Source organism: Paenarthrobacter sp. FR1 (genome assembly GCF_051106045.1).
GTDB lineage: Bacteria > Actinomycetota > Actinomycetes > Actinomycetales > Micrococcaceae > Arthrobacter > Arthrobacter nitroguajacolicus_A.
Map to the genome: position 1 here is coordinate 72,331 of NZ_JBPFSF010000005.1, position 23,577 is coordinate 95,907.

Below are 23,577 nucleotides of genomic sequence, written 5' to 3' on the forward strand. Positions count from 1 at the left end.
ACACGTCAGGTGCCAGGACTCAATGCCACAACTCTTCTTAGCCAACAGGGGCAGTGCCTCGGGATTGATCGACGAATCAACGGCGTTGCCGTCCAGCGCCGATGTCACCATCCTCGATTCCAGGCTCAGTGAGCGGCAAGTGAGGGATTCCGCTGTCTCCCGCCAACATTTGCGTGATGACCATGGCGCAACCCCGGGCTACGCACGCGCCACCACCGGATCAATTTCAACGGCAGAGGCCCTGTACTGGACCGACGTCGGCGGAGTGCCGGTTGCCTCGACGTCCCAGGGAGCACTGCGGCGAATTGCCCACAGCAAGCTCGATGACAGCAGGGTCCGTCTGGCCCTGTGCACAAATTTGCCTGGCTTCCTGCGCCACCTTCCGTTCTGGGAAGGAATCAATGCAGTGGCACCAGGTTCCACGCTCACCTACCACAATGGGCGTCCCAAGGTACTGGACCAAGCAGTTGCGGCGGACCACCCCACCCTGGATCTATCCGAGGCGGCTGAACTGCTGCTGGCTGAACTGACACGGTCCATGGAACGCCGCATCCTGTCCTACGGGAAATTGAGCGCTGATGTGTCCGGCGGCATGGATTCAACCAGCCTGGCCTACATTCTGGATTCACTTCAGGAAGAGAGCATTTACTACCATGCGGGTACGGACGATCCCCATAACCGGGATAGCCAGTACGCGCGTCGAGCAGCTTCGGAACTACGCGGGCAATTCACTGAGCTGGAGTCACTGACCGCCACATCAGGCGCGTTCAGCGAATTCGACCAGAACATCCAGAGCCTCGATGACGGTCCGCTGGCATGGGCCGGGAATTCCAAGCACCTCGGATTTTTGCTCACAGATGCCTCCCGGCGTGGCGTCAAGGCTCACCTGACGGGAGTTGGTGGCGACGAATTGTTTGATCCACTTCCCGCAACCGCCTTGGATCTCCTCACGACTCCATCGTGGAAGGCCGGCCTCCGGATCATTCGCCGGCTAGGCAAAATGCAGCGGTGGTCCACGCTGGCAGTAGCCCGAGCGGTGGGGTCCAACGTCAACTTTGAAACTGAGATGCTACGGCGTATTGAAGCCCAGGCGGGGAACATCGTGGGGCCGGCCGAGGCCTTCTCATGGGCGCCCGGCTTCGGCATTTCTAAATTCGCCACAGCAGAAACCCGGGAAGTAGTGGCACAAAAAGTGAAGGATGCGCTCACACAGGGAGCCCGCCCGCACCATAAGGATCGCTTCAGGCATCAGATGACCGAGGCAGTCATGTTCCAAGGCGAAGTTGTGCGGCAAGTGGGCCATGCCTACGAACACCTCGGCGTCGCTTGGGAGGCGCCCTTCTTGGACGATGCGGTAGTCCGTCTCATTCTGAGCCTGCCTACTGACATCCTCGTTGGAACCCGCGATAGCAAACCGCTCCTGGCGCGGGCGACGGAGCCTGTTGCCCCCCGTTGGCTGTTCACCCGCGAAGACAAGGGTGAATACAGCTCCGACCTGTTCACCGAGTACAAGAAGCGCCGACACGATCTGTCCCGCCTTTTCGACGAAAGCTATCTGGTGGACATGGGCCATATCAACGCTGACGCTGTACGCGATGCCTTGAGCATGCCGGTAGTCAGCACGGACGAACTCTTTGAAATCGAACAACTCGCCGGCGTCGAGAGATGGGTCAGGGCCATTCAATGAGGAAGAAGACAACCCGCACCGTCCAAGCTGGAGACGTATTCCAACCATCACCGAAAATTACCTTCAACGTAGATGATGACGGGATAACGGTGTTCGACGCCCGAGGCGGCACTTACTGGCGTGGAAACGCCACAGCAGCCGACGCCATAGCTGCAATCGAGCAAAATCTCGAGGTGGGAGACGTCGTCGACAAAATCTCTGAATCCTATGGAGTTGACCACCACCGGGTGCGTCAGGACGTCCACACTTTGATTGATGAACTGCAGCGTTCCGGAATTATTCGGAGGGTCAGCCCATGAGCCTTCCCATCAGTCCACAGCCAACCGTCATGCCACAGGGGCTGTTCCGGTTGCGGACCCACGCGGTGGTCGGCGTCGCTTGGGTCATGACCTTGCTGCCACCGGCGCTTCTTCAGTCAGTTCTCCATGGTCTTTCACATTCGCACCGTTCCACCACCGCCCATCAAGCACGCCTCATGCGGGCAGCCGTCTGTGCCGTCAGCGCCCGCTGCGCCGGCGAGGGGTGCCTGCAGCGGTCGATCGCAGCCTTCATGCTGTGCCGCATGGAAGGCCACTCACCGGGATGGAAAACGGGCTATCAACTTGAGCCATTCGCCGCCCATGCATGGATTGAAGTGGACGGGGTGCCGATCGACGAGCCCCATCGTATCCGCAGCTACGTCCCCGTCCTCACCGTGGCTCAGCCCGGAGAAGCGAGTAACAAATGAAGACCACAGCCAATACCTCTCGACGCGCCGGGCTGACCGAACTATTCCGCCACGTAGCCGTTCAACGCCGACTCGTTGTCCTCATCGTTCTTCTCAGCCTTTTAGGATCTGCGCTTTCCTTGGCGCAACCTTTGCTGGTCCGTGAAGTGATCGACCGGGTCAGCGCATCCAAGCCCTTGGAAGTCCTGCCGTGGCTTGTTGGCGGGCTCATCCTGGTGGGGGGAGTTCTTGGTGGCATCAGGCAGTACCTGATCCAGCGCACCGCCGAGACGGCCATTAGGAGGTCGCGCCACAACCTCATCGACCACATACTTCACCTGCCGGTGCCCACATTGGACCAGCGCCGAGTAGGCGATCTCGTCGCCCGTGTCACCACCGACACCACAGTCATCCGGAACATGCTCAGCCAGGGCTTTGTGGAATCCTTCGCAGGCGTTTTCACCATCATCGGCGCGCTCGTGGCAATGCTCTTCCTGGATCCGGTTCTGGTGATCATTGCCCTTGGAGCCGCCCTGGTCTCGGTCGCAGCGGTCGTTTGGGTCACCTCCTACATCGAACGCGCCAGCCTCGGGGTTCAAACTGCCCTGGGGAAACTCTCGTCCTCCATGGACCGCGCCATCCGGGCGACACGAACTGTGCGTGCAGCCAACGCAAGTACACGTGAATCCCAACGCGTTAAGGAAGACGCGAACGGCGTCTGGACCATTGGACTGCGTGTTGCGGCCACCACAGCCTTGGTATCGCCGATTTCCTCCATCGCTATGCAAGTGACCTTCCTTGCCGTTATCGGAGTTGGCGGGCTAAGAGTGGCATCGGGCGAACTGACGGTGGCAGACCTCGTTTCGTTCATACTCTTCCTGTTCCTCCTCATCATGCCCCTCGGCCAACTCTTCGGAACCGTGAGTGCCATCGGGGAGGCGCTTGGAGGCGTGGCGCGCATTAACGAGATCCTGCAGCTCCCCACCGAACAGGACGCGCCCGTCGTTGTGGGCAACGTGGTCCCCACCATCAGGGATTCCAGCTTGGTTTTCCGTGGGGTGAGCTTTGAGTACGACCATCCTTCCGGGGAGACGGAGGGGCCCAGTCGGCGTTCAACGTTGAGCGATGTCTCATTCCAGATCGAATCCCGTCAGCGGGTTGCAATCGTCGGCCCATCCGGGGCCGGCAAGAGCACCATCCTGAACCTTATAGCCCGCTTCTACGATGCTTCCGATGGGCAAATCCTGTTCGGCGGAACCGACGTTGACCAAGTAGCAAGGTCGGCGGTCCGGGCCAATATCGCCTATGTCGAGCAGGACGCTCCCGCTGTTGCCGGAACCCTCCGGGACAACCTGAATATAGGGAATCCGGATGCCTCCGACGAGGACATGATGGCCATTCTGGAACGGCTGAATCTCACGGCTGTCCTTCAGAGGTCAGAACTTGGCCTCGACGCGGAAGTCGGCGAGGGAGCCGTGCTCCTCTCCGGGGGAGAACGGCAGCGAATTGCTGTGGCCCGAGCCTTGCTCGCAAACCCTTCAATGCTTCTCCTGGACGAATCAACCTCCAACCTGGACGGGGTGAGCGAGGAAAAGGTGAGGGAGCTCATCGCCGACGTAACTTCGGGTTGCACCTTGGTCATCGTTGCCCACCGCCTCGCCACCGTGCAAAGCTCTGACTTGATCCTGGTGCTCGATGAAGGCAAGGTCGTGGCAAGCGGTACCCACACAGAATTGATGCAGACGTCGCCTCTTTATCGGGAACTCGCTCAGAACCAATTCCTGACAAGTGAGATGGCCTATGACGCAACGACACCCGAGCACGACGCAAAGCGCTGATCCAGAAAACGTTCGCCTCTCCGTAGTCCGGGAAACGATCATTCCCGTTCTACTGAACGTTCTGGTCGGCCTCATCGTGGTGGCAGGGCTTTGGATCACCGTGGTTCCGCCGGAATCACCCGGCAGGCTGTTCCAACTGGCTTTGGGTGGCCTTGTTGTCCTGGGACTCTGCCTTCGGTCAAGGTTTCCTTGGTTTGCCGCCGCGTGGACCGGTGTTGTGACGGCCGTTGGCTGGAGCTTGGGAATGACAGAGGATCCTTTCCTGGTAACAGGGCTCTGCCTGTACGTTGCCGCGGAACGATTCGGGACACGCCTCTTTCCTGCATGGCTGATCGTGCTGGAAATTCTTCTGTTCACGTCCTTGCTTCTGGTCTCCGCGGAGGGTGCCGAAGCACGCATCCGGGGCATCATCCTGGGCGCTGTCATCATCGGGGCAGCGTGGGTCTTGGGAATCCGCACCCAACGCATGCGTTATGAAACCGAGCGCAATGCCCGGGCGCAGGAACGGCTTCGCCTCGCCCGGGATATCCACGACGTGCTGTCCCACACCCTGGGTGGGATTGGGGTGCGGGCGGGCGTCGTGGCGCATGTAAAGTCGTCCACCACCGACGATCTGCGATCTGCGCTGCAGGGCATCGAGTCCGATGCCCGTGATGCGTTGGGCCAACTGCAGGTCTTAATGCGCCAGGAACGTAGCGAAACGGGTGATGACGCACCGCCGGGAAGCCTTCCTGAACTGGTGCGGGAGCTGTCGCAGCCGGCCATAAGGGCCGGTATATCTGTCGTGATCGACGCCGATGAAAGCGCCCAGGACCTTCCTGCCATCCAGCGAACCACCGCGTATCGAATCATTCAGGAAGCCCTGACGAACGTGATTCGGCATTCCGGAGCAGGAACCTGCCGGATCACCATCAGGACTGAGGAAGGTGACCTGAGAATCAGCGTCCTCGACGACGGTCCGGGGGCGCCTTTGGCTTCCAAGAACGGTCACGGCCTCACAGGAATGCGTGAACGGGCTCAGTTATTGGGCGGAACCTTTGAAGCCGGACGGGACGCCAATGGATACCGTGTGGCGGTTTCACTGCCGGGAACTGCAGGGAGGGTGCACAGCCGATGAATGAGATCAGTGTCCTCATCGCAGACGACGATCCTCACATCAGGACGTCACTGCGCCTGTTGATCGACGATGAGCCGGACATGGCGGTGTCTGCCGTGGCTGTGGACGGCGCGGAGGCCGTGGAGTCCATCCTGGAGCATCAACCGGATGTGGCGCTCATGGATGTTCGAATGCCGCGGATGACAGGCCTTGAAGCTGCTGGCATTCTGGCCTCACGGCAGTCCCGCACCCGGTTGGTCATGCTGACCACCTTCGATATGGACGATTACGTGTACCAAGCACTTCGCCAGGGCGCCTCCGGCTTTCTCCTCAAGAACGCGCCGCTGCCCGACATCCTCAAGGCAATCCGTACAGCACATGAGGGAAACGCGCTCCTCGCCCCGGAGATTACCCGCCGTCTCATAGATCGCTTCACCCTGCGCCCAGCCGCACACGACCGCCTCAGTGAACTGACAGTCCGCGAACGCGAAACCTTGACCCTCATCGGACAAGGTGCCTCCAACAACGAGATAGCAGCCGCCCTGTTTCTCACGCGAACCACTGTGCGGACTTACGTGAGTAGAATCCTGACGAAACTGGACGCACGGGACAGAGCCCAACTCGTTGTCATCGCCTACGAAGGCGGCCTGGTGGGCCCTTCGCCCGTTTAGAACGTGCCACGACTGTCAACACCTGCAGACAGACAAGCGATGCTGGGCCGGATTGACTTGAGTAATGCCAGCATCTTCCAGAGCGACCTTCGACGTGCAGCCGGGGCCACGAACAACCATGGCCCGCGCCGTCAGGGCCGAAACCACCAAACTCCTGACACTGCGTCTTTGCTTCAACACCATGGCAGGAACGGTGCTGCTTACGGTGTTTCTTTCCTGGATACTGACAAACCTGATCGACGCTGCCCACAAGGCAGGGAGGCCGGAGGAGGCAGCTGGCCTTGAGGGAGGCACAGCCTTTCTGGTCATCCTTCACTATGGACAAATAGGGGTCATCCTTCTTGCGGCGTGGTCGATGCACCAGGAATCGGACAGCGGCTCTCTTCGGAGCACCTTGATCAGCCTCCCGCAGCGCAGTGCCGTGTTGGCGGCCAAAGCGATCGTGATTGTCGCTGCCGTTTTCATCACGGCTGTCCTGAGCGTGTTCGGGTCGGCAGGGATTCGTTGCGTGGTCATCGACTGCACCACCGAAACAAGCCAGATAACAGCAACTCCACAAGCGGCATCAGGAATCCTGTGGGGCGTGGTCCTTTACTGGATACTCATCGCCCTGTTCACCTACGCCTTGTCAGTGGTCCTTCGCAGCGGATTGGCGGCCATGGGCACGGTCTTGGCGATGGCCCTCATTGTCTCCACCTACATGGTGAACATCACCCCCCTCGCCAAGTTCCTGCCGGATCAGGCGGGAGCCCAGCTCTACCAACTGCCACCTTCTGCGCCGGGCGACTTGGGACCTGCAACGGGTGGATTGGTCCTCGCGGCGTGGGTGGTCGCGGCGCTGGTCGCTGCTCTTGTGCTGTTCCGCCGCCAGCCAGTTCGCCGCTAAGTGACATCGACTACCAAGGAGATCAGACAGTGATCGAGATAAAGAACTTGAACAAGAAATACGGGCAGTCGGATGGAATCATCGACGTCTCACTGACGGCAGAGCCCGGGAAAGTCACCGCCTTTCTCGGCCCGAACGGGGCCGGAAAGTCGACCACTTTCCGACTGCTTCTAGGCCTCGATCGGGCGGACAGCGGGTCCGCTCTCATCGAAGGAAAGCCATACCGGGACCTCACCGCTCCTCTGTGGACCGTCGGGGCTCAGTTCGATGGCTCAGGAGCCCACAAGGGCCGCACGGCCAAGGCCCATCTCACGTGGCTGGCTCAATCCAACGGCATTCCGCACTCGAGGATCAGTGAAGTTCTGGAGCTCGTCGGACTTTCGGACGCCGCCCGGAAGCGCGTGGGAGCCTACTCACTCGGTATGGGTCAGCGGCTGGGGATCGCCGCGGCCCTTCTCGGCGATCCACGCATTATTGTTCTCGATGAGCCGACCAACGGCTTGGATCCCGAAGGTATCCGCTGGATCCGGGGCCTCCTGAGGACCCTTGCAGCCAACGGCAAGACTGTCCTTATTTCCAGCCATCTCATTAATGAGGTCCAGCATGTCGCTGACCACATCGTCGTCATTTCCGGTGGCCGCATTGTTCGGTCCGGAAACGTCGATGACCTGGTCGCCGGTCATCATGACCTGGAAGCCGCCTACTTCGACTGGACCGGCAACGCAGCTAAGGGAAACGCCGCATGAGTACCCTGGTGGCCACTGCCCGAAAGCCGAGTCTGTTCCGCGCCGAAATCACCAAACTCATCACATTAAGGTCCGTGTGGATCACTGCAGCCCTGACGTGGCTCATCGTCGTCCTCATCGGATGGTCCCAGGCGGCCCCGGTGGGGGATGCGCTCCGAACCAATGACCCCGGGCTTGCCCCAGGGGCGAGTCCGGAGACGGTGGGCTTCGACTGGGTTGCGCTGGGACTGATTGGAATCATTGTTATCGGCGTCATTTCCGCATCGAGTGAGTACGTGTCGGGCCAACTGCGGACCAGCCTGGTGGCCGCGCCGAACCGCGAGCGCCTGTACTTGGCGAAATGCACTGCGTTGACAGCGTTCGTCACGCTGCTGGGCCTGGTGACCATCCCGCTGTTGAGCCTGTTGTCCCAATCCGGTCTCGGCGAACTTTCCGTGGTGAACGGGACCGTTCCGGCAAGCCTTATTCTCCGCTGGGTTGGTGCCATCGCTTTCTGGGATGCCATAGCCCTCATTGGGTTCGCGCTGGGCATCTTGCTCAAGCAGACGCTGATACCGCTGTTTGCGCTGATTGTGGTTTCACAACTGTCGCTGATGTTGCTCCTGCTGACCCCGGCTTTTGCCTATCTACCCACCGTGGCCGGGGTCCTGCTCTTCGACCCAGGCTTGGTTACGGGGTCCTACCCGGACGCGGACCTGGGTACCCTCACCGCTGCGATAGTCACTTTCACTTGGACAGCCGGCCTCGTGGCCGTCGCAGGGTTCAAGTTCAGCACGCGGGACGCCCGTGGATAGCTGAACCACGACGGCGGTCCTCACCTTCTCCTAAGGCGAGGACCGCCGTCGGGCTTGGCTCCGTCCTTCGGAATCCGGGCGGCAACGAGGCCGGGCGTGGTCGCAGCAGCGGCGTACAGGTTGGGGCCGTCGGCATAGAAGGGATCGGTGAGAACCAGGCAGCCGTCGCGGGTACGCATGACACGGAGGAAATGCTCTACCTCTCTGTGGTTGGGTCGCTGACCGAGTGAGTTGAGAGCAACTGACGAGGGCCCCTGTGAGGAAGGGCTGATCCAAGTGCGCGTTGTGGCCAGCATGGTCGAGAACAACAACTGTGGACTGCGCGTAACTGTTGGCCAAGGCAATCTGATCCTGGAACCCGACCACGTGGTCCTGGCGCCCTGCCACGATCAGAGCGGGCCCTTGAAAGGTGGCGAACCGTCCCTCCGGCTCTTCACTGAGCACATAGTTATCCGAAATTCGCTCTATCGCAGCCTGGTCAAAGATCCGCAGCCCTGGGAGCACCGCATCCGGAAACGAAACCAGTTCTCCGGGGATTGGACCACAGCCATGGATTCATACTCCGCAGCGTCTGCCGGTTCCAGCGTCGCTAACAGCGCTGGATCCGTTTCAATGACTGTCCGGTTGGGCAGCGTTCTTAAGCCGTGATCCGCAACCACCACCGGACAAAGGAGTGCAACCCCCAGCACTTGCTCCCCAAATTCGCCTATCAAATGACGGGCAATCATGCCCCCGAAGGAATTCCCGAGGACTGCAAACTCCTCATCGCCGAAAGTCTCCCGAGCAAACAAGGCAACGGCGTTTGCCACAGCGTCTGCGCTGTCGATCTCAGGCCCCGCTTCGGTTTGGCCTGGAGGAACGAGCCCCGCTGGTCGTTTTCGAGGGACCGGCCTACGCTTCTGAACCGCCCCGCAGAGCCGGCCGCGCGCCGTCGTCGTCCATTTCCACCGTGGAAGCGGCCCCCTCAGCTTCCCACCGCAGCAAGTCTCCCGGCTGGCACTCCAGCACCTCGCACAGTGCTTCCAAAGTAGTGAATCGGACAGCCTTCGCCCTCCCATTCTTGAGAACAGCCAAGTTGGCCGGCGTGATTCCTACCCGCTCCGCGAGTACGCCCACCGCCATCTTGCGCTTGGCCAGCATGACGTCGATATCCACGATGATCGGCATCAGATCACCTCGTCCAGCTCTGCCCGCAAGCCAGCGGCTTCGACGTCGCGCTTGACGGCCTGGGCCAGCAGCGTCCGCAATACCAGCACCAGCAGCGCCACTCCCCCGATCATCAACGCAGCCCCGCAGATCAGCATCACAATGCCCGGCGCAGTCTCCCCGGGCGCCAACAGCACCGCAATGGAAAACATCAACAGGGCGGCAAAAGAAATGGCCCCGAAGATTAGGTCCACGAACCGGAAAGCCCCGTGAGAGAACACCGTCCCGCGGCGCACCATCGTCAGCAATCGCCACACGCAGACCGCAACCACCTGCACACACAGGATCCCCAGGACCACGATGGCAAGCAAGGCAATCCGTGGACCGTCGGGGGCACCCGCCTCCACGAGGTCAGCCGAGAGCAGCGGCACCATCCATACCTGCACGAACAGCGAACCCGCCAGCACCATCGCAATCACAATCCTCAGCGCGAGAATCGTCAGCTTTCCCATGGAACGCCTCCTTTATCGAACAACAATGAGATTCTATCGATATTCGATACTCCAACACAAGACATCAGTGCCCTCGTGAAATTAGTCAGCTTGCTTACTAAAGCGAGGTTCCCTAGGGTGGAACAGGTCAGACAAACAACTCTCACAGCGGCGGCCTCGCCCAAAAAGCACCCCGCTGCGCAACGAGGAGGAACAATGTCAGAACACAACATCGCAGGCAAGAAGGTCGCATTCCTTTTGACGGACGGCGTTGAGCAAGTGGAGCTCACCAGCCCGTGGCAGGCCGTCAAGGACGCCGGCGGCGAGCCCACCCTTGTGGCCCTCTCCAAAGGAAAACTCCAAGGATTCAACGGCGTGGACAAGGGCGACACGTTCGACGTCGACCTCGCAGTGGCTGACGCTAACGCCGCCGACTTCGACGCACTGGTACTCCCGGGTGGCGTCGTGAACGCGGACAACCTCCGCGTGGACAAGGACGCACAGAACTTCACGCGCGCATTCTTCGAGCAGCACAAGCCCGTGGCTTCGATCTGCCACGGACCGTGGATCCTCATCGACGCCGGCGTGATCAAGAGCCGCAACGTCACCTCGTACCACACCCTCCAATCGGACCTGAAGAACGCTGGCGCCAACTGGACCGACGAAGAAGTGGTGTGCGATCAGGGTTTGGTCACCAGCCGAAACCCAGACGACCTCCCAGCCTTCAACGCCAAGGTTGTTGAAGAGATCTCGGAAGGCCAGCACGCCGGCCAGACCGCTTAGTGGCCACCAGCGTCCTGAACGCGAGTGCCGCCGTCGTACTTTCACAAGAAGTACGACGGCGGCACTTGCCGTTTCGCCGGCAGGTCAGCCTGGTTCGCGCCCTCAGTGGCGGGCTCCTTGCTGTCGCTCGATGCCGCACGGGTGCCCGCAAGGGGATCCTCTACCGGGCAGCTCCGTATGGCGCTGAACCACCGGTATACAGGACGGTTGAGGTCGGAGAGAGTCCTGCCCCATCGGGCTGCAGAGGGCCAATGTGCACGCTCAGGAACTGGCTTCTTAAGTGTCGGACGCGCTGCGCCCGGCAATGAACCAAAGAAGAGGGCCCAGTGCAGGGAAGGCAAACACGATCAGGATCCACAGCACGGTGCCGCCTGGGGTCAGCCTCCTGCTCCGCAGGATACTGACCAACGCAGTGACTAACAGCGCGATGAGAACGAGGCCGGCTAAGAGGACCGTGGTCTCAACAGTCGTCGGAATGATCGGATTGGTACTTTCGAGTCCGGCTTGCATCCAGAACACATGTCCCCCAAATTTCGCTATTGCAGTGTTTACGCACTCAGGTTTGAACCTGACACCCTACCTCTGGCGCGCTCACGTACAACAGTCAGCCGTCCCGAGTCCTTTGAGCGAAGGACTCGCACATGCTCAAAACTGACCCCGAAGTTCCGGCGGTATATGCGTTGACGTCCGGTAAGGGATCCTCTACCGGGCGCCGCGTTCTGGCGAAATGGATGTCCCTTTAGTGCTGCCGTTCGTCGACTTGCACGTTCCAAATGAGGTGCTCTTGATCCTGGATGGTTCTGCGGATCTCCCAGGCACAGCTGTTATTCCGTCGGTCGTACTTGTGGGTTCTCTCCTTCGGGGAACCCGCGCTTGATTGTTTTTCCCAGTCCACCAGTTGCTGAGTGATTCGCAGGTCGGTGACATCGCGGACCATCTTGTCGATGGCCAGTGTTCTGTAGACCTGGTCCGAAGTTACATCGAAGGGATACAGACCATTTTCCTTGTAGAGGTTACGGATGATCCCCATCTGCTTCCGGTTCGGGTAGAACTCTGAGGTGGATCTGCCATTGGCCTGTCTCCATTGAAGGACCGCGTACGCTGCCGTGTATTCCCGGATCTCCGGTGGCGCCTCGAGCAGCGGTGGCGTGGCGCTCACGCTGATGCTCTCGCTACCTGTCCCACCGGTGGAATAGGTGGGCGAAGCGAGGATGCCATACTCTTCCAGCCCTTCACTTAGCGATGCCGATGCAGGGTAGCTGCTGTAGCGCTGAACGCTCTTTTCGAATTCTTTCAGGGCTTCGTCCCAGAGCGTTGGCTTTCGGAAAGGTTTATGGCCCATGGCGGTGTAGACGGTGTCGGGGTGCGGGTTTGCAGCGCCCAAGGGATATAGCGCATTCCCTAGGACAGGGTCATCAACCCTGGGGTGCTCAAGGTCCTCATATCCGGCTCTAGCTTCAGCCAAGGTGTACCTCTTGGCCCATGGCTCATCACCGGTTGGTGTATGGAGCGATTCGATAAGGAACGCCCGTCCGTTCGGTACGTAAAAGTCCTCAGAGAAGGGGTCAAGGCCCAAGTTCCTGCAGATATCAACCAACGTCTCGTGAGGGAAGCAGTCCAAAGGCCGCGGCAGTAGGTACTGTTCCGTGTCCTCAAAGTCGTAGGGCTCGCCGCCGTGGCTGAATTGCCAAGGCTCGGAGCCATACAGGCTCAAAGACCTCCGGCATTCGTTCTCGTCAAAGACCATTAAGTTCCTGCCGCCCCACCGTCCCCTGGCAGGCTCGTCCGGCATGCGTCTGATGTTTTTTGGTACGTCCTCCACTTCCACCGTGGGGATACCCCTGGAAAACGGGAAGTGGTCTCGCAGCGGCCAGAAGTATGCGGTGTCATGAGTGTTCTCCATGACAGCGGTCCACTCAGGGTTAGCAGTCTCCAGAAGAAGCCATCGCTGACCGTAGCCCAGTGGTAATAATTTGCCCAGTAACTCCCTCAGAGCACCTCGGTGTTCAGTGACCCCGAAACCAGCCAATGGCTGGTGGTGGCTCTCTTGAGCCCATTGCCTCCACTCAACGGTCGCCTCATCAAGAGGCCTTTGCAGGAATCCAATCTTGTTGGTGACCGGCGCCCATTCCCCACCAAGCAGCAGCTTGGCAGCAAGTTTTTGGGCTGGACTCTGTCGTGGCGGCATTCGCGGCTCCTCAGGAACATCTCGAGAGTCAGGCAAGATTCAGCTAATGCTGAGAGCCTGATCTCGTAAAGCCTCCCACAAAGCCCATGACGCCCGAAATATTATGGTCGCGCTCTGGCCGGCTATCCTAAGCGCCCGTAAGCCGGTCGATCACCGTGCTGCCAAAGCCTGTCGCCATGCTTTACACCATTGCTGGCTTGGGCCATGTACGTAAGACCCGCACGATGAAATGCACGGTGACGGGGGGTGCCCTAAACGCTACACAGACATGTTAACTGCACTCTGTGTTGGTCTGTTGGCAATCAATGGCAGGAATGGTGGAGGGCATGACTGGGAGCTTGGGCAAGGTTGTACGGTCGGAGAATGGTCCTGCGTATCGCCTGATCTTTCCGGGTACAGAGCATGAAGTGGTCACATCGTTCCTGCGTGATCTGGCAGCGTCTGATTGTTCGCCGGCCACGTTGCGGAGCTACGCCTACGATCTGCTGCGGTGGTTCAGGTTTCTTCATGATCGTTCTATCCCGTGGGAACACGCAGAACGGTTGGATGTCAGGGCTCTGGTGGAGCACATGCGGGCATCACCGACAGCCAATGCCCTGCGACGGGGGACTGATCAGGCTGCGGCCACAAACGTCGTGACCCGAAAACGGGGCGTAGGAACGACATTCTCAGCCAATTCCATCAATCACCAGCTGACGGTCCTCTCCAGCTTCTACGACTTCGCCCTCGAAATGATTCTGGGGCCTCTATTTAACCCTGCTCCTCGGCAGCGCGGCTTTGGACCACGAGCTTATGCGCACCACAATCCCATGGCAGTTCCGGCCACCCCGCCGCGGGACGTATCGGCAAAGGGTTCCCAAAGTTGCATGGCGGGGTATACCGGAGGAGGCCATTTCCTCGATCTTCAAAGGGCTGCGCAACCACCGGGACCGGGCATTACTCTCGTTCTGGCTCAGCAGCGGGGTTCGGGCTGAGGAACTGCTCGGCCTGAGCCACGGTGATTACGATTTCGGAGAACATACGGTCGTGGTGACCAGCAAAGGCACACGAAACCGCGATGTAGTCCCAGCCAGCGCCGATGCGTTTGTCTGGCTAGCGCTCTACATGCGCCAGGGGCTGCCGACCTCACCGGGTGACCCCGTGCGGTGGACTCTTCATCCCAAGAATCAGCGCCCACTGACCTACAACGCGGCCCGGCGAATGTTCGATAGAGCGCAGGCTGCGCTGGGATCCAACTGGACGTTGCGCGACCTCCGTCACACGGCGGCAGAACGAATGATTGCAGACCCAGCGTTCACACTGGTGGATGTTCAAACCGTGCTCCGGCATGCCCATGTCACCACCACAACGATCTACACCCAGCCTCGGATGGACGACATATTGCAGAAGGTACTCGAGCACTACTCCCGACCAGCTCCGCCGAGCGCCGACCATAGAACCCGAATACGACCATGCAGCTGTTAGGGAGCTACTGGGGCTGGGCGAATGACTGAACCAGCAAGAACAGTGGATGTCCGAACGCCGTCCAGTGTGGCTGCGGCTGCCACGTACAAACGGGGAAGGGAGCTCCGCCTGACTTCCGACAATGCGGTGACCGCCACCCGGAGAGCATGGTCCAGGCAGGCCTTCGATGGCGGGGTCCCGGCTCCAGCAGGCCAGGATGCGGAAATTGCGCGCCTTCAACACTTGGGTCTTGATGAGGCCCTGGCCTGGGCGAGCGAGTTAGCGCTTTCCTACAATCCGAAGCCGGTCACCTACCAAAAGTGGACCAATGCTGCCGGGCGCGTATTGCACTGGTTGAATCAGTTCCCGGGCGGTACCTGGGATGAATGAACGATGGCTCGCTTCAGGGCTCGATCAGGCGCCGCGTGAAGGCTACGCGCAACTCGGCCAGCGGCTCGGATTTGGTCAGGGTTTTGTTGGTTCCGGTGTCAGCACGGTGGTACGCGCTCGTCTGGTGCGCCCTTCTTATGAGTGGATGTTCTCTTCGAATGGATGGCTGCAAACCAGTGATCTACCTTCCTTTTTTGAGGTTTCAGAACCGGCAGCTGTTTCTGATCTTCGGGCTTTGCCGCAGTACCAGCGCGGTCACGAACTGGTACGCCGGAACGCCGAAAGCGCTATTTCCGGGGTCTTGCTTCGCACCGGCAAGCGGCTGCGAAACCTGACCGGTGAGGACGTGCTGGCCTACTCGCATATAGCCCGCTCCACCAGACACGCCAAAGAGCACCTGGCCTGGGAGATCCTCGTCGCGCTTGGTCCTCTCGCGGATGAACCACCGACGCTTCGGGCGGCGTGGCATGCCAGTGTCAGCTCCCGCCGGCACACGGTTAAGACGCTCGTGGACCGTTACAACGTCCCGAACTCCGGGGTCCGTGACCTCCTGATTAGTTACTTGGAGGAATTGAAACCGAACATGGACTACGGGTCTCTGGAAGGGATGGCCTACCGGCTTGTACGCCTGTTCTGGTGCGAAGTCGTTGACATCAACCCCGAGCAACAAGACCTGCGGCTGGCACCGGACGTGGCCGCGCAATGGCGTCAGCGGATCCAGGTAACTCTGGCAGGGGCACCACGCCGGGAAACTTCATCCACATACTTTGCGGTCCGCGCCCTCTATCGGGACATCTCAGAATGGGCACTTGAGCAACCCGAACGGTGGGCTGCCTGGGTCGCGCCCATTCCCTTCGCCCGTACCGAAACGAGGGCCGTCTCAAAACAGCGCAAGCATGTCGAAGCGCGCATGCAGCAACGCACCCGCTCACTGACGCCACTGCTGCCGGCCTTCATCAGATCCGCTCTAGCCTTGCGGGACGCTGGTGCGCGCTTGCTTCAGGCCACGTTGGCCGCCACGCACGATGAAGTTTACTGCGTTGACGGAGTTACCTACCGCCGTCACGACCCTCCTGTTAGGTCCAAGATCAACACCAGAACCCGCGCCTGGGCTGAGATCGTTGCCGCCGAAGATGGCGCACACCTCCCTACGGCCGTGGGTAAGCGCGCAGACATCAGTTCGGTGGAAGCCGATGGCTTCTGGGGATGGGCTGTAGTCTCAACGCTGAAGGAGACAGGCCTCAGGGTCGAAGAACTCCAGGAACTGACCCAGCTCTCCCTTCGGCACTACGTTGCACCGACCACGAACACCGTTGTCCCATTACTGCACGTCGTGCCTTCGAAGACCGATCAGGAACGCCTCATCCCCATGTCCCCGGAACTGGTCAAAATCCTCGTAGAAGTCCAACGAAGGGCCCGAGGAACAGGCCAGAACGTACCTCTGTCTGTCCGCTACGACCCGAATGAGAAAACCTTCAGCGATCCACTTCCACACCTGTTCTCCCGGCTCGTCGGACCCACACAGAATGTTCTCTCCCACAGCTACATCAGCACTGTCCTGAACCGGGTCGCAGCGCATGCAGGGCTCAAGGATGCCGGGTCTGCCGTGAACTTTACTCCCCACGATTTCAGGCGACTGTTTGCCACGGAACTCGTGGGATCCGGCCTGCCGCTGCACATCGTGTCGACCCTTCTTGGTCACCTGAACCTGGAAACCACACACGGATATACGGCAGTGTTTCCTGAGCAGGTCATCCAAGCCCACCATGAGTTCATCGAACGGCGCAGGCAAACCCGCCCGGACTATGAACTGCGGCCGGCGACGGAATCGGAGTGGACCGAATTCGAGCAACATTTCCTCCTGCGAAGAGTCGCTTTAGGTACCTGCCACCGCCCGTACGCCACACCGTGTGTGCACGAACACGCCTGTATCAAATGCCGGTTCCTGCAAGTCGACCCGGCTCAAAGCGGCAGGATAGAAGCGATGACCTCTAACGCGGAAGAGCGTATGGAGGAGGCCAAACAGCACCAGTGGCTCGGCGAGGTGAGCGCTTTGGAGGAGAGCCTCTTACACCTGCGGCGACGTCGGGATGAAATGCTGGCCCAGGGCCGGAAGGCGACTCCGGTTCCGGAACAATATTGACCTCCATTTATTCCACGGGGTCCTTTCCAAGTCGGTAAGGTCTCACGGGGCTGACTAGATCGTCGACCGGAACCAATAGGACTTAAATTCACTGCCCCTTGCCCAGGCGCGGTCTCCACACTACTGTGATATCGATATCAGTGATCCAAGTCATGTTTTGGATGCGCTTAGGCCAGCCTGCGTCGAATATCGTCCCGAATCACGAACGAAGGGGTTCACCTTTGAGATACCCAGCCTTATGCCGCCCATTAGGCGGAGCCTTGGCACTATGCCTATTGATCGGCCCAGGAACAGCTGCCGCTACGGCGGCGATGCCGCAAGCGCCGGGGACCGATGTGTCCTCCGGCTTGGAGATACCGGGAGGCTCTTTCGAGGAAGCGGCCATCCCCGCCCTGTCCGGTGGGTGGTCGGCCAGTGGTCCAGGCTCGGCGCTTACTGACTCGGCGTCCGCGCGAACGGGACAATACGGGGCCCGAATAGCCTCGGTATCGGACACGGATCCCACGATCCTGTCCTCTCCCGAGGTGAAGCTGAAGAAGGCCAGTAACGTCGTGTATTTCCGTGCGATGCTCCGCCCTGTTGAAGGGTCTCCGCGGGTAGAACTGCATGTGAGGTTTACGGCGGCGAACGGCACGGAGATCAACCAGCAGGTAGCCAGGGCGACGGCATTGAAGACCGGCGCCTGGGCTGAGCTGAGCACGACGGCGGCCATCCCCTCGGATGCCAAGAACGTGCAGGTGTTTGTGCAGGTTCTGGGCGCCGGTTCGGTTGACGTTGACGACGTCTCGTCCGATGTACGCCAGAGGCGCGAGCTAGTGCCGAACGGTGGCGCCGAAACCCTGACGGCACCGGCGCCGGCTGCACCGACCGGCTGGACAGCGGCATCGACACAGTGGGAGCCTTTGGTGGTTCCTAACCCGTCGGCCGAAGCGGGTGCTTCGACGCCGGAGAACTGGAAGACGTTCAACTACGCCACTACCAAAGCGGCCATGGTGTGGGACACCAGCGTGGCGCACACCGGGTCCAAGTCCCTGCGGATCGACGGAGTACCAGGAAGTATCGGGGACTGGCAGCAGATCAACTATGCGCCCGTCACACCTGGAACGTATAGGTTCGGGTTCTGGGTCAAAGGCCAGAACGTCGCGGCGGGGGATATCCGCCCGCTCGTTATTTTCCGGAACGCAAACGGCCAGACAGTGGGAGGGGACAAAATTGTCCAGAACACTGTGACCAACTCTGACTGGACCTACGTCGAATCCGTGCTGACAGCTCCAACCGGTGCAGTCTCAGTCCGAATCGACTACCGCCTGTACAACGGCGGAACCGCCTGGTTTGACGACGTCTCGATCGCCCGGCAGGTGACCGCTGATGGGGTTGCCCAGGGCAATACCGCCGGAGCGGATTCAGGGACGGCCAAAGCGGGAAAGAACTCCCTGACCCTGATCAACCAGTCCGAGGGTGACCAGTCCGTGTTGGAATCGGCTCCCTTCCCCGTCGAACGACTCGCAGGATATGACCTGTCGGCCGCGGTGAAGACCGCCCTGACCGGTGCCAAGGCAATTGCCGGCCTGAAATACCTCGACGCCAACGGACGGACCCTCAGCGAACAACTCACCGGCCCCGTGGAAGGCACAACTGACTGGGGTAGCGCAAAGGTACAGGCCTTCCCGCCGGCGGCGGCTACCGACGCCAAAGCATTTGTCCGCCTCGCCGGTAAAGGGCAGGCATGGTTCGATGACATCTCCTTGATGCGGAGCACAGTAATCGATGCCGCCATAAACCCCAATATCGCACGCCCCTCCCTGCTCTTGGGCGCCAAAGACGTCAATGCCCTGAAGGACCGGGTGAAGAATGGAGTCGTGGGGGACGAGTACCAGCGGCAACTGTCCCTGTCGGACAAATGGACCACGCAGCAACTGACCGACCCGTCATACCTGGTCAATCCCCTCCGCGCGCAAAGCAACATCTACACTGTCCCCGCCGGGGCCACGAAGATGCGCCTCTCGGCGGAGTTTGCTGGCAAGGGATCGATGATGGTCGACGGGGTTAGCCTCACGTCCCTGGCCAACAACCAGCCCCTGACCATCCCTGACAACAGCTTTGAAAACTTCGGATCAGGTACAAGCGGCTGGGCGGCCACTTCAGGAACCACCGACGCAGTGGTGACCAAGACCACCGAATGGGCTTTCGCCGATGCCGCGTCCTTGCAGTACGCCGGTGCTTCGGCCGCCAGTAAGGCATCCGTGGCCCTTACACAGGAACTGCCTGCCACGCCGGGCGGACGCTACTCGCTGGCCGCTACGATCAGCCAGCGCGGACTGATCGAAGGCACCGGCCTGGTATGGACGGTTTCCTACACCAACGATGCGGGAGCGAGTGTAGGTGCTGCCTATAAGGCACCCGCCTACAACTGGGACACCCACACCCGGTGGGATTCGCCCTTGTTCGAAGCAACCCAGGCAAGTGCCAACGTCTTCCTCGTCACGGGCAACGAGGAAGCGGCGAAGAAAGCGATTCTTGGCCTGAAATACCTGGTTGGTGAATCCGTCTGGGGCATGACCTACGCCCTGACAACAGGTGGCAAACCGAACGGCGAAGACGGGTACGGAGCAGTCCACTTCGGCCGCGCCATGGGAGGCTTCGCACAAGCACTCGATCTGGTGATCAATTCCAAGTCGATGAGCGAGACTGACCGCGCATGGCTCACAGACCGACTCGGCTGGATGCAGGACACCCAGATGAACCTGGCCTACTACGACCGCTCCACGGACGCTGGACGGATCTCCAACTGGAACCTTGACCGCGCCATCGGCGTCGGAATGGTCAGCATGGCTCTGCCCAACCTCACCTCGTCTTCCGTTTACCGGGGCCACGCCCAAGGAGAAGTCCGCTGGACGCTGGATAACGTCGTTGGTGACGACGGAGCCTTCCCTGAAACCATCCGCTACCACGCGGCTCCGTTGGTGAGGCTCGTGCCCTTCGTCCAGGCGCTGAAACGGGCAGGAGGCACCGACATGGTCAACGATCCGAAGCTGAAAAAGATGCATTCCTTCCTGATCAACGTCCAGACGCCGGTGGACTCGACCAACACCGCAGCTCCTGGAACCGTCCTGATGCCAGCCATCGGAGACGCGGACTACAACGAGAAGCCGTACCGCATCCTCGGCTGGAACGCCTCCCTGTACAAGGAATCGGACCCGGAATTGTCAGCCACCATGCAATGGACCTGGCAGCGGGCCGGCTCACCGGTAGCCGACACCGGAGCCAACCCCTGGGCTCTGCCGCCGCTGCTGAACACCGACCCAGGACTGCCGGCCAAGGCCCCGAACCTGACATCCTCGGCTATTGAGAGCGTCGGTTACGACATTCTCCGCGACAAGGGAGGCACAGCTGACGAAAACTACCTAATCATGTCCGACACCCCGCGCCCGCTCGGCCATAACCACGATGACCGTACCGGGTTCTCGCTCTGGGGAAAGTCGGTCCCGCTGGCCCTGGATTCAGGCACCGGAGGCTACTTCAACGGTGACAACGTCTGGTTCAACAGCGCGGCCGCGCACAATGTTGTCCAGTTCCAGACCGAAGGCACCTGGCAGGGAACGGCCCCGACTGTCACCACGCCCATCCGTTACTACTCTGACAAAGTGGACGTCATCCAGACCGGTGGGGCAACACCAGGCGCGACGGACTACCAGCGCAACGTCATCCAGCTCAAAGGCGGCTTCAACTCCTACCTGGCCTGGGACCGCATCAAGTCCGCAGCCCCGAGCCGGTTCAACCTCCACACCCTGACCACCTCGGTCGACCAGGCACCGGGTAAGCTCACGGCCCACGGCTACCAGGGCGTGGATCTGGATGTTCACCTGCTCGGTGCCGCACAGCCCACCGTCACCTTGGACACCGGACGCGTGTCCGGGGACTGGCCTCAAAAAAACCAGCAATGGATCCAACTGGGCCAAGCGGCAGGGACCGACCACACCGTCCTGATGCACCCCCGGGCCGCGGACGCCAAAGCGATCGAAACCATCGAACACCGGACCGGCTCGGCTACCTTGAAGGCCTTCGAACTGGTCGCCGCCAACGGAGAACGAGCCATGGTGTTCCTCAACAGTGGAGACTCCAGCGTCCAGACCTCCTTGGATGTTCCCGGGCAGTGGTCTCCCGCCACAGCGGCCGAGAGCGGATCCCTTAACGGAACCACAGCGAACGTCGCAGCCCGCCAGGCACTGGTACTGCTGAAGACCAGCTAGCTCAGACCCAAACAGAAGAGGCTGGGTGAGACGGTATAAACCGTCTCACCCAGCCTCTTCCTATATGCGAAACGCTACGAGCTGCCGGGCTCTGAAAGGAGGTGGGTTACCCCGTACACCGGGTCCTGCGTCACGGGGCGGACATCGGTAATCCCTTTGTTGGCCAAGGCGTCACGGAATGCTGACTGCAGCCGGGGGACGTGCATGCCGAGTCCGCCACCGAGGATGACGGGGCCGGAGATTCCGAGTTGTGAGAGCGTCTGGGAGGTCAGGTGCGCCAGATCGATTCCGGCCTGTTCCAGGATGTGCCGGCTCGGCGCATGACCGGCCTCAGCGGCGGCGACGACCAATCGGGCCTGCTGGGCCCAGAAGCGGCGGCCTGTGCCGATCGAGTGGAACAAGGCAATGAGCTGGCTTGGTTCCGTCAGGTCGGATGCGCTCAGGAGCGCCCGGGTGAGCGGGTCGGGTTGGTGGCCTTGATTCATCCGGCGCAGGCTATGGCGCACCGCTTCGCGGCCAATCCAGTAGCCGCTTCCTTCATCCCCGAGCAGATAGCCCCAGCCCCCGGCCCGGCTTTCATCTCCTCGGGGGTTCCGGCCCCAGGCAGCGGAGCCCGTTCCTGCGATAACAGCCACTCCTGTGCTGACCTGCCCCGCAGCCAGGAGCAGTCGGGAGTCATGGACCACGGTTATCCGGGCTTCCGGAACGAAGGGGGCTATCAGTGCGCTCAGCTCGTCGGCGTCATGGGCCGTGTCTATCCCGCCGGCTCCGACGCAGACACGGTTAACAGGGCTGTGTCCGAGTTCCCTGAAGAGTTCCCCAAGGTTTGCCCGGGCGGTTTCGCGGCTGACGTTCTGGACGTTGGCGCTGCCCGTGATCGTTTCCTGCACCGCCTGGCCGTTATGGAAGCGGACTCCGTGGGTTTTGGTGCCTCCGATATCGAGCCCGATCACTGTTCCGGCGAGGCTGCTGCGGGTAGGGGAAATCGGTGCCTGGAAGGCTTGGTCTTTGGTGTAAATCACGGCTGTCCTTGGATGGGGGTGTGGAACCCGGTCACATGGCGGCCAGAGGTCCGGTGGAGCATGGGGGACCCGAGGTTGTCAGGAACGCCACGACGGGTTCGTCGCTGGCAGCGGTCATGCTGACTGACTGTTCGCTTGCGGTGAGGAAGGCGCTGTCCCCAGCGCCCAAGACCATCGAAGCTTGTGCTGTGTGCAGGGTGCTGGTGCCGGCCACGACGAGGATCACCGCCGGGGTGCCGACCGGTAGATCAATGCTGTCCGCTCCCGGTTGCAGTTCGATACGGTGCAGTTGAAATTCGTCAAAGGGCGGGCTCCAGACGCGGTGGCCGTTCCGGGGACTGTCGGGTTCGAGCCGCGGAACGGGCAGGGGCGTGAAATCCACTGTCCGCATGAGTTCGTCGACGTCGATGTATTTGGTGGTCAGTCCGCCGCGCAGGACGTTGTCCGAGGAGGCCATCACCTCAATGCCCAGCCCGTGGAGGTAAGCGTGGGTGTTTCCTGCAGGCAGGTAGACCGATTCGCCGGGCCGCAACGAGACTCTGTTAAGCATCAGCGAGATCAGGACCCCGGGGTCTGAAGGGTAGGCGTCGTTGAGCTGATGCGCCGTCTTGAGGGCCGATACGAACGGGCCCTCAGGAACACCTGTTGCAATCACTTCTGCTGTAGCGCGGACGGCTTCGGTCACCGACGGACCGCCCCGGATCAGCTGGCTGAAGGCCGATTTGATCGCTGTATGTTCGTCGTGTCCGCGAAGCGTTGTCCGGATCTGGTCGATGACCTCCGGAACCGGGATTGCGGAGGTTGTACAGAGAGCTGCCAACCCGTCGAAGATCGCCGCCGTTTGGGCTGCCGGACGAAAGCCGCACAGTGCCTCGAAATCGGTCAGGGCAACGATCATTTCGGGTTTGTGGTTCGGATCCTTGTAGTTGCGCTGCGTGGCGGTCAACGGGACGCCGGAGTCTTCTTCAGCTGCGAACCCTGCCGCAGCCTGTTCCTGCGTCGGGTGAACCTGGAGCGATAGCGGGGACCCGGCGGCGAGCATCTTCATCAAAAATGGCAGCTGATCGCCGAAGGCTTTCCGGCACGCGGCGCCGAGAGTCGCCTCAGGTTCGGCAGCGATCAGCTCATCGAGTCTGGTGTCACCGCTGCCCGTCAGCGCGATCGACGGCGAACCAGCATGGGCTCCGAGCCACATTTCCGCCTCCGGCCTGCCGGTGGGAGTGAGGCCAAGATAGTCGGCCATCAGCGACGTCGAGCCCCACGCGTAGTCCCGGACGGTGTTTTTCAGTCTGTACAT

The 23,577-nt window shown here is 60.8% G+C and carries 22 protein-coding genes; 14 read left to right on the forward strand and 8 right to left on the reverse strand.

Annotated features, from left to right (window positions below):
• The first annotated feature begins 22 nt into the window (after nucleotides 1–22).
• The 9 genes from ACR30Z_RS11330 (at nucleotide 23) to ACR30Z_RS11370 (ending at nucleotide 8,424) form a co-directional block, all read left to right on the forward strand.
• Complete coding sequence (locus ACR30Z_RS11330) at nucleotides 23–1,687, forward strand: asparagine synthase-related protein (protein ID WP_434372632.1); 1,665 nt, start codon at nucleotides 23–25, stop codon at nucleotides 1,685–1,687.
• Nucleotides 1,684–1,986, forward strand: a complete 303-nt coding sequence (locus ACR30Z_RS11335; protein WP_434372634.1) for a PqqD family protein — start codon at nucleotides 1,684–1,686, stop codon at nucleotides 1,984–1,986. The genes ACR30Z_RS11330 and ACR30Z_RS11335 overlap by 4 nt, the downstream gene beginning before the upstream one ends.
• Entirely contained in the window at nucleotides 1,983–2,414 is a 432-nt protein-coding gene (locus ACR30Z_RS11340; RefSeq protein WP_144649082.1) for a lasso peptide biosynthesis B2 protein, read from the forward strand. Before ACR30Z_RS11335 ends, ACR30Z_RS11340 begins: the two co-directional genes overlap by 4 nt.
• On the forward strand, nucleotides 2,411–4,231 hold the full coding sequence (locus ACR30Z_RS11345) for an ABC transporter ATP-binding protein (protein ID WP_144649081.1): 1,821 nt from the start codon (nucleotides 2,411–2,413) through the stop codon (nucleotides 4,229–4,231). Before ACR30Z_RS11340 ends, ACR30Z_RS11345 begins: the two co-directional genes overlap by 4 nt.
• Nucleotides 4,194–5,348 carry a sensor histidine kinase gene (locus tag ACR30Z_RS11350; protein ID WP_144649080.1) on the forward strand — a complete coding sequence of 385 codons (1,155 nt, stop codon included), beginning with the start codon at nucleotides 4,194–4,196 and terminating at the stop codon, nucleotides 5,346–5,348. Before ACR30Z_RS11345 ends, ACR30Z_RS11350 begins: the two co-directional genes overlap by 38 nt.
• Complete coding sequence (locus tag ACR30Z_RS11355; RefSeq protein ID WP_144649079.1) at nucleotides 5,345–5,998, forward strand: response regulator transcription factor; 654 nt, start codon at nucleotides 5,345–5,347, stop codon at nucleotides 5,996–5,998. The genes ACR30Z_RS11350 and ACR30Z_RS11355 overlap by 4 nt, the downstream gene beginning before the upstream one ends.
• Before the next feature lie 64 nt (nucleotides 5,999–6,062).
• Nucleotides 6,063–6,884, forward strand: a complete 822-nt coding sequence (locus ACR30Z_RS11360; RefSeq protein ID WP_144649078.1) for a hypothetical protein — start codon at nucleotides 6,063–6,065, stop codon at nucleotides 6,882–6,884.
• A gap of 29 nt (nucleotides 6,885–6,913) precedes the next feature.
• The gene (locus tag ACR30Z_RS11365) at nucleotides 6,914–7,630 is read left to right on the forward strand and encodes an ABC transporter ATP-binding protein (protein ID WP_434372636.1); all 717 of its coding nucleotides are present in this window, start codon (nucleotides 6,914–6,916) and stop codon (nucleotides 7,628–7,630) included.
• Nucleotides 7,627–8,424: a hypothetical protein gene (locus ACR30Z_RS11370; RefSeq protein WP_434372637.1), complete on the forward strand. Its 798-nt coding sequence runs from the start codon at nucleotides 7,627–7,629 to the stop codon at nucleotides 8,422–8,424. The genes ACR30Z_RS11365 and ACR30Z_RS11370 overlap by 4 nt, the downstream gene beginning before the upstream one ends.
• Nucleotides 8,425–8,444: 20 nt before the next feature.
• Here ACR30Z_RS11370 and ACR30Z_RS11375 read toward each other — a convergent pair whose 3' ends face one another.
• The 4 genes from ACR30Z_RS11375 to ACR30Z_RS11390 all read right to left on the reverse strand — a co-directional run bounded on the left by ACR30Z_RS11375 (nucleotide 8,445) and on the right by ACR30Z_RS11390 (nucleotide 10,082).
• Nucleotides 8,445–8,603, reverse strand: coding sequence for a hypothetical protein (locus tag ACR30Z_RS11375; RefSeq protein WP_434372638.1), 159 nt, complete (start codon nucleotides 8,601–8,603; stop codon nucleotides 8,445–8,447).
• A 285-nt stretch (nucleotides 8,604–8,888) separates the two neighbouring features.
• On the reverse strand, nucleotides 8,889–9,233 hold the full coding sequence (locus ACR30Z_RS11380) for an alpha/beta fold hydrolase (RefSeq protein ID WP_434372640.1): 345 nt from the start codon (nucleotides 9,231–9,233) through the stop codon (nucleotides 8,889–8,891).
• Nucleotides 9,234–9,315: 82 nt separating this feature from the next.
• Nucleotides 9,316–9,591, reverse strand: a complete 276-nt coding sequence (locus tag ACR30Z_RS11385) for a helix-turn-helix domain-containing protein (protein WP_434372641.1) — start codon at nucleotides 9,589–9,591, stop codon at nucleotides 9,316–9,318.
• Nucleotides 9,591–10,082: a DUF2975 domain-containing protein gene (locus tag ACR30Z_RS11390; protein WP_434372642.1), complete on the reverse strand. Its 492-nt coding sequence runs from the start codon at nucleotides 10,080–10,082 to the stop codon at nucleotides 9,591–9,593. The genes ACR30Z_RS11385 and ACR30Z_RS11390 overlap by 1 nt, the downstream gene beginning before the upstream one ends.
• A gap of 195 nt (nucleotides 10,083–10,277) precedes the next feature.
• Between ACR30Z_RS11390 and ACR30Z_RS11395 the strand changes: the two genes are divergently transcribed.
• Complete coding sequence (locus ACR30Z_RS11395; protein ID WP_434372643.1) at nucleotides 10,278–10,844, forward strand: type 1 glutamine amidotransferase domain-containing protein; 567 nt, start codon at nucleotides 10,278–10,280, stop codon at nucleotides 10,842–10,844.
• A gap of 276 nt (nucleotides 10,845–11,120) precedes the next feature.
• Here ACR30Z_RS11395 and ACR30Z_RS11400 read toward each other — a convergent pair whose 3' ends face one another.
• Entirely contained in the window at nucleotides 11,121–11,354 is a 234-nt protein-coding gene (locus ACR30Z_RS11400) for a PLDc N-terminal domain-containing protein (RefSeq protein WP_434372644.1), read from the reverse strand.
• A gap of 229 nt (nucleotides 11,355–11,583) precedes the next feature.
• Nucleotides 11,584–13,032, reverse strand: coding sequence for a hypothetical protein (locus ACR30Z_RS11405; RefSeq protein WP_434372645.1), 1,449 nt, complete (start codon nucleotides 13,030–13,032; stop codon nucleotides 11,584–11,586).
• A gap of 326 nt (nucleotides 13,033–13,358) precedes the next feature.
• On the opposite strand from ACR30Z_RS11405, the gene ACR30Z_RS11410 reads away from it, so the two are divergent.
• The 4 genes from ACR30Z_RS11410 to ACR30Z_RS11425 all read left to right on the forward strand — a co-directional run bounded on the left by ACR30Z_RS11410 (nucleotide 13,359) and on the right by ACR30Z_RS11425 (nucleotide 21,258).
• A complete protein-coding gene (locus ACR30Z_RS11410; RefSeq protein ID WP_434372646.1) occupies nucleotides 13,359–14,006 on the forward strand; it encodes a site-specific integrase in 648 nt (215 codons plus the stop codon).
• Nucleotides 13,933–14,496 carry a tyrosine-type recombinase/integrase gene (locus tag ACR30Z_RS11415; RefSeq protein ID WP_434372911.1) on the forward strand — a complete coding sequence of 188 codons (564 nt, stop codon included), beginning with the start codon at nucleotides 13,933–13,935 and terminating at the stop codon, nucleotides 14,494–14,496. Before ACR30Z_RS11410 ends, ACR30Z_RS11415 begins: the two co-directional genes overlap by 74 nt.
• A 514-nt stretch (nucleotides 14,497–15,010) precedes the next feature.
• The gene (locus ACR30Z_RS11420) at nucleotides 15,011–17,008 is read left to right on the forward strand and encodes a tyrosine-type recombinase/integrase (protein ID WP_434372647.1); all 1,998 of its coding nucleotides are present in this window, start codon (nucleotides 15,011–15,013) and stop codon (nucleotides 17,006–17,008) included.
• Nucleotides 17,009–17,268: 260 nt separating this feature from the next.
• Entirely contained in the window at nucleotides 17,269–21,258 is a 3,990-nt protein-coding gene (locus tag ACR30Z_RS11425; RefSeq protein ID WP_434372649.1) for a carbohydrate binding domain-containing protein, read from the forward strand.
• 74 nt (nucleotides 21,259–21,332) lie between these two features.
• On the opposite strand, the gene ACR30Z_RS11430 is transcribed toward ACR30Z_RS11425, so the two are convergent.
• Both ACR30Z_RS11430 and manA read right to left on the reverse strand, forming a co-directional pair.
• Complete coding sequence (locus ACR30Z_RS11430; RefSeq protein WP_434372913.1) at nucleotides 21,333–22,277, reverse strand: N-acetylglucosamine kinase; 945 nt, start codon at nucleotides 22,275–22,277, stop codon at nucleotides 21,333–21,335.
• Nucleotides 22,278–22,311: 34 nt separating this feature from the next.
• Nucleotides 22,312–23,577, reverse strand: a complete 1,266-nt coding sequence (gene manA, locus ACR30Z_RS11435) for a mannose-6-phosphate isomerase, class I (RefSeq protein WP_434372651.1) — start codon at nucleotides 23,575–23,577, stop codon at nucleotides 22,312–22,314.

Bases quoted from the DNA above. Each gene is read 5' to 3' on its own strand.
- ACR30Z_RS11335 (WP_434372634.1), top strand. From the start codon at position 1,684: ATGAGGAAGAAGACAACCCGCACCGTCCAAGCTGGAGACGTATTCCAA.
- ACR30Z_RS11360 (WP_144649078.1), top strand. From the start codon at position 6,063: ATGCCAGCATCTTCCAGAGCGACCTTCGACGTGCAGCCGGGGCCACGA.
- manA (WP_434372651.1), bottom strand. From the start codon at position 23,577: ATGTACAGACTGAAAAACACCGTCCGGGACTACGCGTGGGGCTCGACG.
- ACR30Z_RS11355 (WP_144649079.1), top strand. From the start codon at position 5,345: ATGAATGAGATCAGTGTCCTCATCGCAGACGACGATCCTCACATCAGG.
- ACR30Z_RS11420 (WP_434372647.1), top strand. From the start codon at position 15,011: ATGTTCTCTTCGAATGGATGGCTGCAAACCAGTGATCTACCTTCCTTT.
- ACR30Z_RS11330 (WP_434372632.1), top strand. From the start codon at position 23: ATGCCACAACTCTTCTTAGCCAACAGGGGCAGTGCCTCGGGATTGATC.
- ACR30Z_RS11405 (WP_434372645.1), bottom strand. From the start codon at position 13,032: ATGCCGCCACGACAGAGTCCAGCCCAAAAACTTGCTGCCAAGCTGCTG.
- ACR30Z_RS11340 (WP_144649082.1), top strand. From the start codon at position 1,983: ATGAGCCTTCCCATCAGTCCACAGCCAACCGTCATGCCACAGGGGCTG.
- ACR30Z_RS11410 (WP_434372646.1), top strand. From the start codon at position 13,359: ATGACTGGGAGCTTGGGCAAGGTTGTACGGTCGGAGAATGGTCCTGCG.
- ACR30Z_RS11375 (WP_434372638.1), bottom strand. From the start codon at position 8,603: ATGCGTACCCGCGACGGCTGCCTGGTTCTCACCGATCCCTTCTATGCC.
- ACR30Z_RS11385 (WP_434372641.1), bottom strand. From the start codon at position 9,591: ATGCCGATCATCGTGGATATCGACGTCATGCTGGCCAAGCGCAAGATG.
- ACR30Z_RS11390 (WP_434372642.1), bottom strand. From the start codon at position 10,082: ATGGGAAAGCTGACGATTCTCGCGCTGAGGATTGTGATTGCGATGGTG.
- ACR30Z_RS11350 (WP_144649080.1), top strand. From the start codon at position 4,194: ATGACGCAACGACACCCGAGCACGACGCAAAGCGCTGATCCAGAAAAC.
- ACR30Z_RS11400 (WP_434372644.1), bottom strand. From the start codon at position 11,354: ATGCAAGCCGGACTCGAAAGTACCAATCCGATCATTCCGACGACTGTT.
- ACR30Z_RS11345 (WP_144649081.1), top strand. From the start codon at position 2,411: ATGAAGACCACAGCCAATACCTCTCGACGCGCCGGGCTGACCGAACTA.
- ACR30Z_RS11370 (WP_434372637.1), top strand. From the start codon at position 7,627: ATGAGTACCCTGGTGGCCACTGCCCGAAAGCCGAGTCTGTTCCGCGCC.
- ACR30Z_RS11395 (WP_434372643.1), top strand. From the start codon at position 10,278: ATGTCAGAACACAACATCGCAGGCAAGAAGGTCGCATTCCTTTTGACG.